Raw genomic sequence first — 14,052 nt, 5'->3', positions numbered from 1 at the left:
TGAATTATGAAAAATGAATCGAAAAGAAGGAACTAGCTACTATTATTCACTAGTTCCATATTTTAGTCAGAATTTCGCAACAATAGAAGCATTTATGATAGTAGCTGCTTCTTCTAATTTGCTGATACAAAGATAATAAAACTTTTTGACTATAAAAACTGGAAGATACACAAATTTTAAAAAATAGTGTACAGGTGTTTCTAAGCTCTGTATTTGCCTACCAGATGTGCGTGAATGCTGGATGAATGAAGGTAAAGTATGTCTTTTTATCATTTCTTTCCAGTATCTCGTTTTCAAGGGCAAAGTATATGCTGTCGTGCTGTATGCTTACTTCGTGGACTATTCGATTAAGTGAGAGGTCTACAATATTAGTGCCTATTCTGGTATATGATTTAAGCCGTATAAGTGCTCCTAATTGGTTCTTATTGCCATTAATGTTAAGCAGGTCTGAATCTATGGTTATATATAGTCTATCAGGTTCAGTGTAGCTGTATGTGTTATATGTTCCAGTTCTATCTATGTCTAAGTATCCTAGCTCATCAAATTTCTTTAAATGCTTGAATACGGTAGTTTCACCTATACCACAGGTACGTACTACATCTTTAATTGTTGCATCTGGATTATTGGCTATTGTTACTAGTGTACAGAAGTAGGTGAACGCTTCGTTATTAGTAAGATTCTGAATGTATTGGATGTTTAATTTAATTTTCATTGGTAAGGTCTGATGTTTATTGTTTTATTATATTTATATTTGCTCGAAACTTAATCTTTATAATTATGAAAAGTAAGAATAGTTGGAATCTAATTTTTGCATCTAATGCGTTTAAATATGTTGTAGTAATATTGATTATAATTGTATTTTGTGTATTATTTTGTCTGTCTGATATATTGTATGGAGAAGATAATCCAGAAGCTAAAGGGAAAGTACTAGCTACTTGTTTAAGTATAATTGGTGGTGCTTGTGTTATATATGGTCTATATCTTAACAACAAGAAAATAGGTGAACAAACAAGGCAAAATAATATTGCTGAAAAAACTAATATTGATAAACGTTTTGGTGATGCTGTGGGGTATCTAAATAGTGATAATGATGGAATTGCTATAGGTGGTGCATACGCATTGTTTCAAATTGCTAAAGAGGATGAAAGGTATAAGTCTATTGTAGCTAATATCTTTTGTGACTTTATTTCTGCAAATTTTTCTTCTGGAAATAAAATCAGATTAATAGGCGTAGTTAAAGAACTGTTATTTCAGAATTTAGATACTGTATTTCTTGAAACAGAATTGACATTGAGAAATATTTCTTTCGAAAAAAATGATAGATTCCACGGTAAGGTTAATATCGGGTTTAAAGATTGTTCCTTTGAAGGTGTAGTTTTTAATATGTTGGAATTTGCTCGTTTTGAATCTTGTAAAATAAATAAAAGCCATTTAATTGATTGTAATAAAATAGATATAATTCGCTCTGAAATATCTGGAATTAGCATACGAAATCTTTCTATGCCTACTAAAGAAGTGAATTTAGTGGATAATATTTATCTAGGACAGGTTGAGATTTATGCGCAGACAATTATTGGTACTTTATATATTGGTAGTACTGCAACTTCGTTTGACGATGATTTTGTAGATAAGCGTATAGTAGTTTATACTGATTGTGAAAATAGAATTGAAATTAACGACAGATGTAAGAAAATAGTTTCAATAAAAAAAGGAACATTCTACCGTCGTTGAATTTGATTGTGTAATTTGTTATGACACTGTTCACATATAGACATTAAATTACCTGGATTATAAGCCACTTCTTTGCGTTTCATTCCTTCATAATTCATAAAGCTGTCTATATGATGGATGTGAAACGCAGGAGTGATTACACCTTTGGATAAGCATACTTCACATAATGGTGACTGCATTAGTTTGCTAGCTCTAAGTTTGTGCCATCTGTCAGTATTATAAATCTTCTGTCTTTCTATCCTGTTATTTGATGGATTACGCTGTTTCTTCGCTTTCTTTAAATATGGCATTATTGTAGTATTCTGTAGGTATTATATATTCTCCATCTTCCGTAGCTATTTCCAGTGGAAATATCTTTTTCTTCATAGTGTAACTTTGCAGTTGTGCGTATTTTCTGGCTGTATAGAACTGTATCTTTACTAATTTCAGAACGGCGTCTTCCGTTACTTTATCCAGTCCTATTTCCAAACATTTGATTATAGCTTTATGAAGTAAATCTTCTACATTCTGGGACATATAAATAGTGTCTTTATAATAGTTGGTGCACTGCTTTAGTAAATCTGGGTAGTGTTTAGCTATGATAGCCATAATTTGCTTATGTTGTGATGAAAGTGGTTTGGCTATTGCTGGATTGTAGCTGTACTGCTCGTATTGTGGTTTCCAGTTAATCTTCTTATCTAATTCTTCTGTTGATATGTGAAATATCTGTGCTGTTTTATCTATTCCATAGTCATATATATACTGTTCCAATACTTCTTTACTTGGGATTGTCTTTTTCATTTTTAAATCGTAGGTATTCATTCATTGTTTGCCTGTTATATCCATAGAAGTCTTTCAGTATTGCTTCTACCAGTTTTTCCCTATCTAACTTGTTGTCTGTCTCTTTATATTTGTCTATTAAATCCAGATTCCTGTCAAAGAAATCAGCGATTATCAATCTTAATATTTTAGACCTGTCTTTCTTTAATAAATCGCATAGTTCATTCAGTAGCAGTTCTGTATTCAGGTCTATTTTAAACTTAATTTCTATCGGATAATTACACGTTCTTTCCATAGTGTTTGATTTTTAATTCTATACAAATTTACTGAAATAAAATAGGGTGTCAAAATGAATGTATTACATTCTTAATTAATTGTGTTATAGTCTCTTTATGTGTAATTGAGTACCTTTTTAGCTTTACTATTTAGAAAATAAAAAACGTAATACTATGAAGAAATATTCAATTCCCAAAGGTATAGAAAAAGAAGCTGCTGAATACATACAAGGAGTACTTGCAGAGCTTGAAAATAGAGGTGTTTTAGAGAATATAGATAATGCTGCCTTAGATATGCTGGCAAGAAATTACAGTACATTTATCAAGGCATCCAAACAGTTGGAAATAGACGGTTTGACAGTTACCAGTGATAGAGGTAATATAGCACCACATCCATTGGTAAAAGTTGCAAAGGATGCACAAACACAGGCTATGAAAGTTATGTTGGAATTTGGACTGACAGCCAAAGCACGTACCAAATTACCAAAGATGGATAAAACGGATGACGAGGAATCCACACCATTAGAACAGTTCATTGTTACTGGTAAGAAAGAAGTTAGATGATGAAACTTTACTATGAGTATGCAAGTAAGGTTCTTAATAATGAAATAGTAACAGGCGATACAATAAAACTGGCTTGTAAGAGATTCCAGAATGACTTATTGAGGGATGATTTGGAGTTTAGGGAAGATGTAGTAGACAGGGCTATTAGCTTTATTGGCACTTTGAAACATTATACAGGCAAGCACGCTGGCAGTAACTTCATACTGGAAGGCTGGCAACAGTTTATTATAGCTAATATACTGGGATTTTACTGGAAGGGTACAGGAACTAGGAGATTCACCAGTTCATACATAGAAGTATCCAGAAAGCAAGGTAAGACTGCTTTAGCTGCCGCCTTATGTTTGTATTATCTAATTGCTGATGGTGAAGATGGTGCAGAAGTCTTGCTGGCAGCAAACAGTAAGGAACAGGCAAAGATAGCTTTTGATATGTGTTCCAAGTTTAGTAAGGGACTGGATACCAAAGGCAAATATTTGACAGCTTACAGGGCTGATATTCTGTTTAAGGCTACTAATAGTAAATTGAAGGTACTTGCTGCTGATGATAGCAAACTGGATGGATTTAATGCCAGTTTCGGTTTACTGGATGAATACCACGCTGCCAAAACAAGTAAGGTAAGGGATGTAATAAAATCCAGTATGGGTATGCGTGAGAATCCACACCTGTGTACTATTACTACTGCTGGATTCGACAAAACTTTACCTTGTTACCAATTAAGAACTGTAGCTATAGAAGTGCTGAATGAGTTAAAGTCAGATGATGAAATGTTTATTGCCATCTATTCTTTAGATGCTGATGATGATTGGAGAAGTGAAAAGAACTGGATGAAAGTTGCACCTAATTTGAATGTCACTGTTACCAGTAAATACATCAAAGGGCAAGTACAACAAGCTATTAATAATCCTTCTGATGAAGTGGGAGTACGTACCAAGACGCTTAACCAATGGTGTGACAGTGCTACAGTCTGGCTGTCTGATGAAAGTATTATAAAGTGTACACAAGCAGTAGACCTGTCAAAGTTTAGGGGATTACCCTGTTATATTGGAGTGGATTTAGCTGCTACCAGTGATTTAACTGCTGTATCTTATTTAGTCGTTGATAGTGATAAATACTATTTTAAAACTCATTACTACCTTCCTGAATCGGCACTTACAGACAAGACAGACAAGGAACTTTATAAGCTATGGAAAAGAGCTGGTTTACTTACTGTTACTGCTGGTAATGTTACCGATTATGATTACATAACTACTGATATGCTTAAATATTCAGAAGTAGTTAATATACAGGCTGTAGGATATGATAAGTATAATGCTACACAGTGGGCTATTGATTCGACAGAAAAAGGATTGCCACTTGAAGAATACGCACAGACATTAGCCAACTTTAATAAGCCTACCAGAGAGATGGAACGGCTTATATTATCTGGTAAAGCAATAATAGACAATAACGAAATAAACAGGTATTGCTTTAGGAATGTGACTTTGAAGTCAGACCATAACGGCAATATCAAACCTAACAAACAAGTAGACAAGAAGAAGATAGATGGAACTATATCTATGATACAGGCTTTAGGTATGTATTTGCAAGTACCACACTACACAAACCAAATATTTACATTTTAATGAAATTCAATTTCCATCCATTTAAAAAGAAAGAAGCTAGACAAGAAGAACGTAGCTACAACTTTCTTTCAGATTCTCTATTTTATAATTCAGCTACTACATATTCAGAATCAAAAGCTATGTTGCTATCTGCTGTTTACAGATGTGTAGACGTGATAAGTGATTCTGTAGCACAGTTGCCGTTAGAACCGTATTATGTAGATGATGAGGGCTTTAAAACCAAGTTTACCAAGCATCCTACATACTGGCTGTTGAATAGAGAACCGAATGACCAAATGAGCAGATTTACTTTTATCAAGACACTGGTTACCAGTGTGCTTCTTACAGGTAATGGCTATGCTCTTATTAACAGAGATGAAAAAGGTGATGCCAAAGAACTGATATTTCTAAAATCAGATTCTGTATCAGTCACTTTTAAAAACGGTAAGAAGATGTACAACATTACAGGGATGAACCAACTGGTAGAAGCTATCAATATGATTCATATCTTGAATTTTAGCTATGATGGGATTACAGGTATAAGCACCTTGAAGCACGCCAGAAACACGCTGGGACTGACTGCCGATTCAGAAGCGCACGCAGAAGGATTTTTCAAAGGAGGTGCTAATCTGGCTGGCATTATTAAAGTGGAATCCTCATTAACGGCACAACAGAAACAGGACATTAAAACAGCTTGGAGCAGTGCTTTTAATTCTATTACTGGTACTCCTAATGGCGTGGCTGTGATGGAAGGCAATATGACTTTTCAGCCTATTACGGTGAATCCGTCTGATGCACAATTACTGGAAACTAGACAGTTTAATGTGATTGATATTTGCAGATTCTTCGGTGTGTCACCAGTCAAGGCATTTGATTTGTCCAAATCCAGTTATAGTACAGTAGAAGCTACTCAACTAGCTTTCTTGACTGATACGCTTTCACCACTACTGGAAAAGATAGAACTGGAATTTGAACGTAAACTATATAAGCCTTCTGAAAGGAATAATATAGATGTGCGTTTTGATACTTCAGTTCTACTTAGAGCAGATAAGGCAAGTTTGGCTAGCTACTATAATACGCTGTTCCAGATTGGTGTGATTACTCCAAATGAAATTAGGAAGAATCTGGATTTACCAGCTATTGAAAACGGTGACAAATCATTTGTACAGGTGAATGTACAGACACTAGATAATGCAGTTACTAAGCAAATAGAGAAAGACGATGAGGTATATAATTAAAGGCAATGATTTTAGCTTTACTTGGACTATAAAGGATTGCAACGGCTATGTAGATTTATCTGCTGTTACTGATTTGGAAGTGATGTATCAACATTCTACAGTTCCATCCAAGAAATATGTAGCAGATGCCAGAATAGTTGATATAGTCCTTAAAGAGAGGGAAGAAGATTTAGGGGATACTGTTCTTTATGACAGTACTTTAGTGAAAGGTATTGAGTTTGAAGTAACAGCCGAACAACAGCAGGAAATGCTTTTGGGAGACTATAATGTTATCTGTACATTTATAAAGAATGATGATAGTCACTGCTATAAAATGATTAGGGCTTATACCATAGTAGCAGATAAAGATGGTCTTAAATATTGCTGTTCTGAATCAAAGGAAAGACTGATTAAGCTAAGTCAGTTGATAAATGATATGGGATTTATCACCAGAGATGATTTGCCTACCAAAGTAAGCGAGTTGCAAAATGACTGTAATTATGTCAATATAAATAGTGTACCTACTAAACTTAGTCAATTAGTGAATGATAGAAACTTTGCTTCCAAAGATGAAGTTCCCAAATATACAACGGAGCTTTCCAATGATGCACAGTTTACCAATGTTGTAGACTTGGCAAAAAAGGTTGATAAAGAATCTGGCAAAGGATTATCTACTAATGATTATACTAATGAAGATAAAACCAAACTTACTAATTTATCTGATTTTGATTCGACAGGTATTAATAAGGAACTAAAAGAACTGGAAGAAGCACTGGCTGCTAAAGCTGATACTAGTGAAATACCTAATTTCACGTCTGATTTAATAAATGATTCCAAGTTCGTAACAAGTTCCGATTTACTTGCTGAAAATGTAGGATATGACAGTACAACTGTGAAAGACACATTGGATTCATTGCTGTACGAAGCTATTAATATAACTTCATTTACCAGTAACGTAGAACCAGTACAGGAAATAGGAACTAACATTAACAGTATAACACTTACTTGGAAGTTAAGCCAGCCAGCAACGGAACAATTTATTAATGATGTACCTGTGACAGGCAGTTCTTTCACATTTGATACTCCATTCAACAGCAATAAATCATTCACACTAAAGGTAAATGATGGAACTACCATCAAATCTAAAACTATTGATATTAAGTTTATGAATAATATATATTACGGTGTATCATCTTCTACTACTTATGATTCCAACTTTATTGAATCTCTTACAAAAGAACTACGGCAAGCTACAGAAATGAATTTCAGAGTAAATGCAGGCAAGGATGAATATATCTGTTTTGCATATCCTTCTCATTATGGAGAAGCCGTATTTAGTGTAGGCGGATTTGAAGGAGGATTCAGAGAAGTAGCCAAGTTTTATTACACCAATGAATCAGGATATAACGAACAATATACAGTTTACTGCTCTGATAATCCCTGTCTGGGAGATACTAGGGTAAAGGTAATATATGTATAAGGGATTACTACGATACTATGAAAGAAACACGAAATTGTAAAATTGAAAAAAGAAACGAAGATTCCAGAATTGTTGAGGGTTATGCAATAGTATTCAATTCTGAATCTAGAGATTTAGGCGGGTTTACAGAAGTTATAGAACCTACGGCACTGGAAGGAGTGCTACAACAGTCAGATATTTTGTGCCTTTTGAATCATAATGAAGACAGAGGTATTCTGGCACGTTCTAAATATGGTGCAGGCAGCCTGAAACTGGAAGTTGATTCTACAGGGCTTAAATATAGCTTTGAAGCACCCTGCACAAATCTGGGAGATGAATTGCTGGAAGGTTTAAAGAGAGGTGATATTACTACTTCATCTTTTGCTTTTACCATTGATTCCGATACTTGGACAAAGAAGGAAAATGGTTCTTATATCAGGACTATCAATAAGTTCAAAGAACTGTTTGATGTGTCACCTGTCTATAAAGAAGCGTATCCTGATACGAGTGTAGCACTTAGAAAGTTGGAATCATTTGATAAGGAAGATTTGACTGACTATTATAGGGAGCTAAGACACAAACTACAATAATGAACACTTTAGAACTGTTAGACAAAAAAGAACAGTTAAAGCAACGGGCAGAGGAAATAGTTTCCAAAGCAGAAAAGGAAACCAGACGGTTAAATGAAGGTGAACACGCTGAATTTAATTCTATTGCTGATGAACTGAAAGACATAGATAATGAAATAAGAAAGATTGCAAGCGAGACAAAACTAACAAACACAAATAATACATCTATGAAAAAAGAGAAATTTTCACTTTTAAAGGCTATTAATGACGTAGCCAATAGCAGACAACTGGACGAAAGAGCGCAGGAAGTTGTATCTGCTGGTATTGCAGAATTTAGAAAATCAGGACAGAACTATTCTGGACAAATCGTATTACCGATTGAAGAAAGAACCGATGTGCAAGCGACTGTAGAGGGTGCAGGACAGGAAACCGTAGCAGAAGATAAACTGGCTCTGTTAGAACCATTGAGAGCTAATTTAGTAATGGTTAAGGCTGGCGCAAGTTATCTGTCTGGACTGGTAGGTAATGTTTCTATTCCTGCTTATTCTGGAAGTAATGTTAGCTGGGCTGGTGAAGTATCTGCTGCTACAGACGGTGCAGGTGATTTCAGTGAAGTAAACTTAGAACCAAAGAGACTAACCGCTTATGTAGACGTTTCCAAACAATTCCTGATTCAGGATTCTGCCAGTGCAGAAGAGATGCTTAAACGTGACATCGTAAATGCTATATCAGACAAACTGGAAGCTACAATCTTGGGTAGTGCTGCTGGTTCTGCTACTATGCCTGCCGGTATCTTTAATGGCGTTACTCCTGAAACAAAGGATATTACTTATAAGAGATTGGTTGATATGGAAACTGCACTGGAAGAGGCTAATGTAGCAGGAAACAAATGTTTCATTGTATCGCCATCTGCAAAAGGTATTTTGAAAACTACTGCTAAAGATGCTCTTTACAATGTAACTGACGGTGGTGTACATACCTGTGTTGGTTGTGCTGGTTGTCTGATGGAAGAAAATGAAGTGAACGGTTATCCAGTATATTGTACATCCAATGTTACCAGTAAGGGTGTTGTAATGGGACACTTTGAAGATTTTGTTATTGGACAATGGGGTGGGATTGACTTAACAGTAGACCCGTACACACAAGCAGCTAACGGTAAAGTAAGATTGGTTATCAATGCATATTTCGATGCAAAACCAAGAAGAACAGGTTCTTTCCAAAAAGCTATTTTAAAATAATATGTACGTCAAACTGGAAGAAGCTAAGAAGCACCTTCTTTTGGATGATTCTTTCAAGGATGATGATTTATATATACTTGGACTAATTGATGTTGCAGAGGATGCAGTAGCACGTAATTTGAATCTGAAACTGGATGAATTAGCAGTGGATGGGGAATTTACCCCACCTGCTGTTATTCACGCTATTCTGCTGCTGATTGGTAATCTATATGCCAATCGTGAGCCAGTATCTTATTCATCCGTTAATAAAGTGCCATATACATTTGACTATCTAGTTTCACTTTATAAAAACTACAAAGAAGTATGATTGACTATATACATAATAGAGACGGTAGGGCAACGTCTACACAGGTTAGTAGAATGGATGATATAACAGAGGATGTATTCACACCAGAATTTTATTTTCTCATTAAAAATACCAATGATAATGAAGTAACTGTAGAAATTAGACCTGCTGGACAAGAGAAGTTTATAACTACGGTTCTTTATCCTGGCTGGAATCCTGAATTATGTAGTGCAGTAAAAATAAGCGGTGAAACTGGATTACAGTACGGCTATTAATACTATATACTATGAGGGCAGGGTTACTGACAGAGACAATATTACTACAGGAATCAGTACCAGTTAAAAATGAGTTTGGGGCTACTTCTATGGAATGGGTAGACTATCTGCAAACAAGAGCCAACATTAAGTTTAATTCTGGTAACAGGGTTAATCAGAATAATGAAATATTTACTTCTTATACACTTACTTTCACAATCAGGTACTATCATAAGGTAAACGAGCAAATGAGAATTATCTATCAAGATAAGAAGTATAGGATATTGGCTATCAATTCAGACAGGACAAAACAATCCACAGAAATCATAGGAGAGCTTATTAATGAATAACGGTGTAACTGTAGACGCTTCACAGGTACTAAGAATGTTTAGTGAACTTAATAGCAGACAGCAAAAGAATGTGTATAAGAATGCACTACGGAAAGCTGGACGAATTTTGCAAAAGGAAACGAAAACACAACTAAGAAGCGTAGTAGGTAAGACAATAAATCATAAGAATAGATGGGACGGTAAAACTTTAGGCAGTGGAATAAAACTAAAGGTTGATAAGAAAGCTACAGAAGCGAAGGTTCATATAATGGGGGACTTTAGGTTAAAGTTCTTTGAACTTGGAACAACTACCAGACGACTTAGAAAAAACGGAGCTAACAGAGGTAGAATGAACGCTTCTCACTTTTTCAGGACTGCCAAAGATAATAAGGAACGTGCCATCTTTGATAATATAAATCAAATGGTTGAAGAATCAATAACAAGGATTTCCAAAAGAAGATGAGCTTACAAATAGGAAAAGCTATCTATCACTTATTAAGTAAAGATAGCAGGATAAAAGAAAAGGTAGGTTCTAAGATATATCCGTTGATAGTTGAAGAATCCACCACTTTTCCTTTTATCGTTTATAAAAGGACTAATATTAGTCCTAACTACACCAAAGGCAGTTATTCTGTAAATGAATCCGTTACGGTTGATGTGGTTATTGCTTCTAAAGATTACACGGATACCGTTGAACTGGCAGACTATGTAAGGGATGCTTTAGAAGGTAGAAGGGGGAACTTTGCAGGAATAGAAATAAATGATATAAGGATGATTAGCGCAGATGAAGAATACATAGAAGATACATTCATTCAAAATATAACATTCGACATAAACACAAATGGCAAACAAAATACTTAGAGGGAATGACCTGATGATTTTTAAAGATACCACTGGTGCTGGCACTGCTTATAAAGCATTGGCATTTTCAACCAGTTGCCAGCTTTCCTTAACGGGAAACACTTTGGAAACTTCATCAAAAGACGGTGGCAAGTGGACTAGTAAAGCGGTAAGCAAATTAAGCTGGTCACTTACAACTGACAATTTATATAGCGTGGAAGATTTTAATGCTTTAGTAAATAGCTGGATAAGCAGAGAGGAATTAACTGTAGCTTTTGCCGTATGCACCAATGCAGACAGCGATACAGGTCTGCCTGCCGATGGCTGGAAAATAGGCGGTGGCTACACTGGTAAGGTGGTTATCACTAGTATTACCGCTAATGCTCCAGATAATGATAATGCTACTTATTCTGTTACTTTGGAAGGAACAGGTGCTTTATCACCTAAAGTAGCGTAATATATTCACTGGGGAAGCTGTTACAGTTTCCCCTTTTTTATTTATATACTATGGAAATTCAAATTAAAGGTACTGCATATAATATACGATATACTATCAGGGCTATGTTCGTATTTGAACAGATAACAGGCAAGATATTCAGATTGGAGAATCTAACGGATTACTACCTGTTTTATTATAGTCTGTTAGTAGCCAATAATCCAGATTTGCAAATGACATTCGAGGACTTTATTAATGAATGCGATGATGAACCAGCCTTAGTTATCCAGCTACAGGATTTTCTTTCTAAGGAGATGGAAAAGCAGTCTGCATTCATAAGTGATACTGTAGATTCAAAAAAAAAGTAACGATTAGCGAATTGTATGCTTTGATAGTTCTGGAAGCAGGTATAGCACCTGATTATTTTCTGGACAGTATGCAAATGTATGAGGTGAAGGCAGTCTTGGAGAATCTGCAATATAAGAATAAAACAAGCTGGGAACAGGCTAGAATGATAAGTTATATCATAGCCCAAACTAACAGTACCAAGCAGTTATCACCTACTGATATTATGAAGTTTGATTGGGATGAAGCCAAAGAGAAAGATACTTCTATCAGTAAAGACGATATAGCCAGACTACAGGCTAAAGCTAATCAATTTATAAACACACAAAACTAAATATATATGGCTGATTTAGTAACCAGACTATTACTTGATTCATCTGGTTTTAATAATAACATAGTTAAGAGCAGCAGGCAAGTACAGGAGTTTCAACAGATAACAGGCAATATAGTAGGTACTATAGGAAAGTTTGCTGCTGGTATTGGAATTGCGACTACTGCCAGTGACGCTTTTATGAAGATAATAAGAAGCTCACAGGCTACTAATGATGAATGGGACAATACATTAAATTCCTGTAAAGGAACTGTAGATTTATTCTTTCAGTCTATGTCTGCTGGCAGTTTTGAAGCATTTAATAACGGTGTTCTTTCTACAATAAGGAATTTGAAAGAACTTTCTGCTTTGCGTGATTCGTTGACTGATGCTAAGTTATCAATGGGATTCAATACTAAAGTCTTTGAAACGGAGTTTACGAAATATGAATCTATAATCAGGGATACCACTAAAAGCAAGCAGGAACGGGAGAAGGCATTTAAAGACTTGCAAAAGTTGAAAGACGATTTTAAAATAGATGTTACTGATGTCTTGGGAGGTGCAGAAGAAGAACTTATTCAATCATTGAATATTAGAACAGGACGAAAAGACTTTAATATTAATGATATACATAAATATATATCAATCAATAATAATGATTTTTCATCTAGAAATGAGAAAAGGGCATTAACGGAGTATCAAGACCAGTTAAAGGCATACGAAAAGGAAATAAACCAAATACAAGGCAGGATTAATTCTACCAGAGGTGATACTAATGAATGGACAGGTGAAACCAAAAAACAGATGAGGGAAAAACTGTCTTCTATTAAGCAACAAATGGAACTGTTCAAACAACAAAATTCAGAACTTGAAAAGCAGAATTTCTTGAATCAGGATAATGATGCCAATAGAGGTGAAATGATTAAAAACTATGAATATGCTTATGATTTGAAAAAGCGTATGTATGATTTTGATAAACGTACATTGGAATTACAGAATAGTCTTAAACCTGCTGGAGGAAATAATAAGGTAAAAACAGAAGAAGTAATTCCTGCTGGTTCTGTTGCTGAATTGGATAAGCTGATAACGGAAGCCAGAAAGAAGTATGCTGCTGCCATTACAAACGATGCCAGAGTATCTGCACTAAAACTGATACAGGAACTGGAACAGAAAAAAATAGTTCTGAATATTACTGCTAAATATAACAGTAGGGAGCAGGGAGAATTAAAACCTGCTGGTATTCCATCTGTTAAAGGCTTTAATTCAAGGGATATTGGTAAACTAACTTCTCCATTTGTAACAGAAGAAGATGTAAAAGTAAATAATGATTATGCAACTTCATTAGGTGCTATTGCTACTGTTATGGGTTCTATATCCCAAATGACAAATGAAGGTGCTTCTGCTTGGTTAACTTGGAGTGCTAATTTAATGACAGCTATAGGTACTGCTATTCCTGCTATAGAAGCTCTTATTGCTGCAAAGAAAGCGGAGTCTATAGGAAATGCCGTAGCCAGTGCCACGCAAACACCAGTAGTAGGTTGGTTGTTGGCTGGTGCTGCTGTAGCTTCTGTAATAGCAGCTTTTGCCACTATGCCACAATTTGCCAATGGTGGTGTGGTTGATGGCAGTTCCTTCTTTGGTGATAAGATATTGGCTAGGGTGAATAGTGGTGAAATGATTCTGAATAAAAGTCAGCAGTCCAATTTGTTCAACCTGTTAGACGGTGGTTCACCTGTAAAAGGAGGTGCTATGTCTGGAGAAGTTGAATTTAAGATTTCAGATAAAGCACTGGTTGGAGTTTTAAAACAACACAGTAATAGAACAAATAGACTAAGGTAA

At 35.3% G+C, this 14,052-nt stretch carries 20 protein-coding genes; 16 read left to right on the top strand and 4 right to left on the bottom strand.

Going from position 1 to position 14,052, the window contains the following annotated elements; genetic code table 11:
• Window positions 1-217: 217 nt before the first annotated feature.
• Entirely contained in the window at window positions 218-712 is a 495-nt protein-coding gene (locus KSX81_RS25095; RefSeq protein WP_118418776.1) for a MarR family transcriptional regulator, read from the bottom strand.
• A gap of 65 nt (window positions 713-777) precedes the next feature.
• On the opposite strand from KSX81_RS25095, the gene KSX81_RS25090 reads away from it, so the two are divergent.
• The gene (locus tag KSX81_RS25090; protein WP_008648061.1) at window positions 778-1,731 is read left to right on the top strand and encodes a hypothetical protein; all 954 of its coding nucleotides are present in this window, start codon (window positions 778-780) and stop codon (window positions 1,729-1,731) included.
• Here the strand turns inward: KSX81_RS25090 and KSX81_RS25085 are convergent.
• The 3 genes from KSX81_RS25085 to KSX81_RS25075 form a co-directional block, all read right to left on the bottom strand.
• Window positions 1,719-1,910: an HNH endonuclease signature motif containing protein gene (locus tag KSX81_RS25085; protein WP_008648060.1), complete on the bottom strand. Its 192-nt coding sequence runs from the start codon at window positions 1,908-1,910 to the stop codon at window positions 1,719-1,721. The genes KSX81_RS25090 and KSX81_RS25085 overlap by 13 nt on opposite strands.
• 76 nt (window positions 1,911-1,986) lie before the next feature.
• Entirely contained in the window at window positions 1,987-2,511 is a 525-nt protein-coding gene (locus KSX81_RS25080) for a hypothetical protein (protein ID WP_225483473.1), read from the bottom strand.
• Window positions 2,489-2,785 (bottom strand): hypothetical protein, encoded by a 297-nt coding sequence (locus KSX81_RS25075; protein WP_008648058.1) that lies wholly within the window; start codon window positions 2,783-2,785, stop codon window positions 2,489-2,491. Before KSX81_RS25075 ends, KSX81_RS25080 begins: the two co-directional genes overlap by 23 nt.
• Window positions 2,786-2,939: 154 nt before the next feature.
• On the opposite strand from KSX81_RS25075, the gene KSX81_RS25070 reads away from it, so the two are divergent.
• From KSX81_RS25070 to KSX81_RS25000, 15 genes are read left to right on the top strand one after another with little or no spacing between them, the layout of a single operon-like run.
• Window positions 2,940-3,329, top strand: a complete 390-nt coding sequence (locus KSX81_RS25070) for a phage terminase small subunit P27 family (RefSeq protein ID WP_004308833.1) — start codon at window positions 2,940-2,942, stop codon at window positions 3,327-3,329.
• Complete coding sequence (locus KSX81_RS25065) at window positions 3,329-4,951, top strand: terminase large subunit (protein ID WP_008648057.1); 1,623 nt, start codon at window positions 3,329-3,331, stop codon at window positions 4,949-4,951. Before KSX81_RS25070 ends, KSX81_RS25065 begins: the two co-directional genes overlap by 1 nt.
• Entirely contained in the window at window positions 4,951-6,168 is a 1,218-nt protein-coding gene (locus tag KSX81_RS25060) for a phage portal protein (RefSeq protein WP_008648056.1), read from the top strand. The genes KSX81_RS25065 and KSX81_RS25060 overlap by 1 nt, the downstream gene beginning before the upstream one ends.
• Complete coding sequence (locus KSX81_RS25055) at window positions 6,152-7,627, top strand: hypothetical protein (protein ID WP_008648055.1); 1,476 nt, start codon at window positions 6,152-6,154, stop codon at window positions 7,625-7,627. The genes KSX81_RS25060 and KSX81_RS25055 overlap by 17 nt, the downstream gene beginning before the upstream one ends.
• Before the next feature lie 17 nt (window positions 7,628-7,644).
• Window positions 7,645-8,196 (top strand): HK97 family phage prohead protease, encoded by a 552-nt coding sequence (locus KSX81_RS25050; RefSeq protein ID WP_008648054.1) that lies wholly within the window; start codon window positions 7,645-7,647, stop codon window positions 8,194-8,196.
• Window positions 8,196-9,413 carry a phage major capsid protein gene (locus KSX81_RS25045; protein ID WP_008648053.1) on the top strand — a complete coding sequence of 406 codons (1,218 nt, stop codon included), beginning with the start codon at window positions 8,196-8,198 and terminating at the stop codon, window positions 9,411-9,413. Before KSX81_RS25050 ends, KSX81_RS25045 begins: the two co-directional genes overlap by 1 nt.
• Before the next feature lies 1 nt (window position 9,414).
• Window positions 9,415-9,720: a head-tail connector protein gene (locus KSX81_RS25040; protein ID WP_008648052.1), complete on the top strand. Its 306-nt coding sequence runs from the start codon at window positions 9,415-9,417 to the stop codon at window positions 9,718-9,720.
• Window positions 9,717-9,974, top strand: a complete 258-nt coding sequence (locus KSX81_RS25035; protein WP_008648051.1) for a hypothetical protein — start codon at window positions 9,717-9,719, stop codon at window positions 9,972-9,974. Before KSX81_RS25040 ends, KSX81_RS25035 begins: the two co-directional genes overlap by 4 nt.
• A gap of 11 nt (window positions 9,975-9,985) precedes the next feature.
• Window positions 9,986-10,303, top strand: coding sequence for a phage head closure protein (locus tag KSX81_RS25030; RefSeq protein ID WP_008648050.1), 318 nt, complete (start codon window positions 9,986-9,988; stop codon window positions 10,301-10,303).
• Window positions 10,296-10,745, top strand: a complete 450-nt coding sequence (locus KSX81_RS25025) for a hypothetical protein (protein WP_032852505.1) — start codon at window positions 10,296-10,298, stop codon at window positions 10,743-10,745. Before KSX81_RS25030 ends, KSX81_RS25025 begins: the two co-directional genes overlap by 8 nt.
• Complete coding sequence (locus tag KSX81_RS25020; RefSeq protein WP_008648049.1) at window positions 10,742-11,143, top strand: DUF3168 domain-containing protein; 402 nt, start codon at window positions 10,742-10,744, stop codon at window positions 11,141-11,143. The genes KSX81_RS25025 and KSX81_RS25020 overlap by 4 nt, the downstream gene beginning before the upstream one ends.
• Window positions 11,124-11,579: a phage tail tube protein gene (locus KSX81_RS25015; RefSeq protein WP_008648048.1), complete on the top strand. Its 456-nt coding sequence runs from the start codon at window positions 11,124-11,126 to the stop codon at window positions 11,577-11,579. The genes KSX81_RS25020 and KSX81_RS25015 overlap by 20 nt, the downstream gene beginning before the upstream one ends.
• 50 nt (window positions 11,580-11,629) lie before the next feature.
• A complete protein-coding gene (locus KSX81_RS25010) occupies window positions 11,630-11,926 on the top strand; it encodes a hypothetical protein (RefSeq protein ID WP_032852504.1) in 297 nt (98 codons plus the stop codon).
• Window positions 11,927-11,946: 20 nt separating this feature from the next.
• Window positions 11,947-12,237, top strand: a complete 291-nt coding sequence (locus tag KSX81_RS25005) for a hypothetical protein (RefSeq protein WP_317166876.1) — start codon at window positions 11,947-11,949, stop codon at window positions 12,235-12,237.
• Between the two features lie 6 nt (window positions 12,238-12,243).
• Window positions 12,244-14,052 carry a hypothetical protein gene (locus KSX81_RS25000; RefSeq protein WP_008648043.1) on the top strand — a complete coding sequence of 603 codons (1,809 nt, stop codon included), beginning with the start codon at window positions 12,244-12,246 and terminating at the stop codon, window positions 14,050-14,052.

The sequence above is a fragment of the Bacteroides sp. MSK.18.37 genome, from assembly GCF_019129155.2.
GTDB classification, from domain to species: domain Bacteria; phylum Bacteroidota; class Bacteroidia; order Bacteroidales; family Bacteroidaceae; genus Bacteroides; species Bacteroides ovatus.
This window is presented reverse-complemented; position numbering and strand designations above follow the sequence as displayed.

Bases quoted from the DNA above. Each gene is read 5' to 3' on its own strand.
- KSX81_RS25045 (WP_008648053.1), top strand. From the start codon at position 8,196: ATGAACACTTTAGAACTGTTAGACAAAAAAGAACAGTTAAAGCAACGG.
- KSX81_RS25040 (WP_008648052.1), top strand. From the start codon at position 9,415: ATGTACGTCAAACTGGAAGAAGCTAAGAAGCACCTTCTTTTGGATGAT.
- KSX81_RS25035 (WP_008648051.1), top strand. From the start codon at position 9,717: ATGATTGACTATATACATAATAGAGACGGTAGGGCAACGTCTACACAG.
- KSX81_RS25095 (WP_118418776.1), bottom strand. From the start codon at position 712: ATGAAAATTAAATTAAACATCCAATACATTCAGAATCTTACTAATAAC.
- KSX81_RS25010 (WP_032852504.1), top strand. From the start codon at position 11,630: ATGGAAATTCAAATTAAAGGTACTGCATATAATATACGATATACTATC.
- KSX81_RS25060 (WP_008648056.1), top strand. From the start codon at position 4,951: ATGAAATTCAATTTCCATCCATTTAAAAAGAAAGAAGCTAGACAAGAA.
- KSX81_RS25085 (WP_008648060.1), bottom strand. From the start codon at position 1,910: ATGCAGTCACCATTATGTGAAGTATGCTTATCCAAAGGTGTAATCACT.
- KSX81_RS25065 (WP_008648057.1), top strand. From the start codon at position 3,329: ATGAAACTTTACTATGAGTATGCAAGTAAGGTTCTTAATAATGAAATA.
- KSX81_RS25020 (WP_008648049.1), top strand. From the start codon at position 10,742: ATGAGCTTACAAATAGGAAAAGCTATCTATCACTTATTAAGTAAAGAT.
- KSX81_RS25055 (WP_008648055.1), top strand. From the start codon at position 6,152: ATGAGGTATATAATTAAAGGCAATGATTTTAGCTTTACTTGGACTATA.
- KSX81_RS25030 (WP_008648050.1), top strand. From the start codon at position 9,986: ATGAGGGCAGGGTTACTGACAGAGACAATATTACTACAGGAATCAGTA.
- KSX81_RS25015 (WP_008648048.1), top strand. From the start codon at position 11,124: ATGGCAAACAAAATACTTAGAGGGAATGACCTGATGATTTTTAAAGAT.
- KSX81_RS25070 (WP_004308833.1), top strand. From the start codon at position 2,940: ATGAAGAAATATTCAATTCCCAAAGGTATAGAAAAAGAAGCTGCTGAA.
- KSX81_RS25025 (WP_032852505.1), top strand. From the start codon at position 10,296: ATGAATAACGGTGTAACTGTAGACGCTTCACAGGTACTAAGAATGTTT.
- KSX81_RS25050 (WP_008648054.1), top strand. From the start codon at position 7,645: ATGAAAGAAACACGAAATTGTAAAATTGAAAAAAGAAACGAAGATTCC.
- KSX81_RS25090 (WP_008648061.1), top strand. From the start codon at position 778: ATGAAAAGTAAGAATAGTTGGAATCTAATTTTTGCATCTAATGCGTTT.
- KSX81_RS25075 (WP_008648058.1), bottom strand. From the start codon at position 2,785: ATGGAAAGAACGTGTAATTATCCGATAGAAATTAAGTTTAAAATAGAC.
- KSX81_RS25000 (WP_008648043.1), top strand. From the start codon at position 12,244: ATGGCTGATTTAGTAACCAGACTATTACTTGATTCATCTGGTTTTAAT.
- KSX81_RS25080 (WP_225483473.1), bottom strand. From the start codon at position 2,511: ATGAAAAAGACAATCCCAAGTAAAGAAGTATTGGAACAGTATATATAT.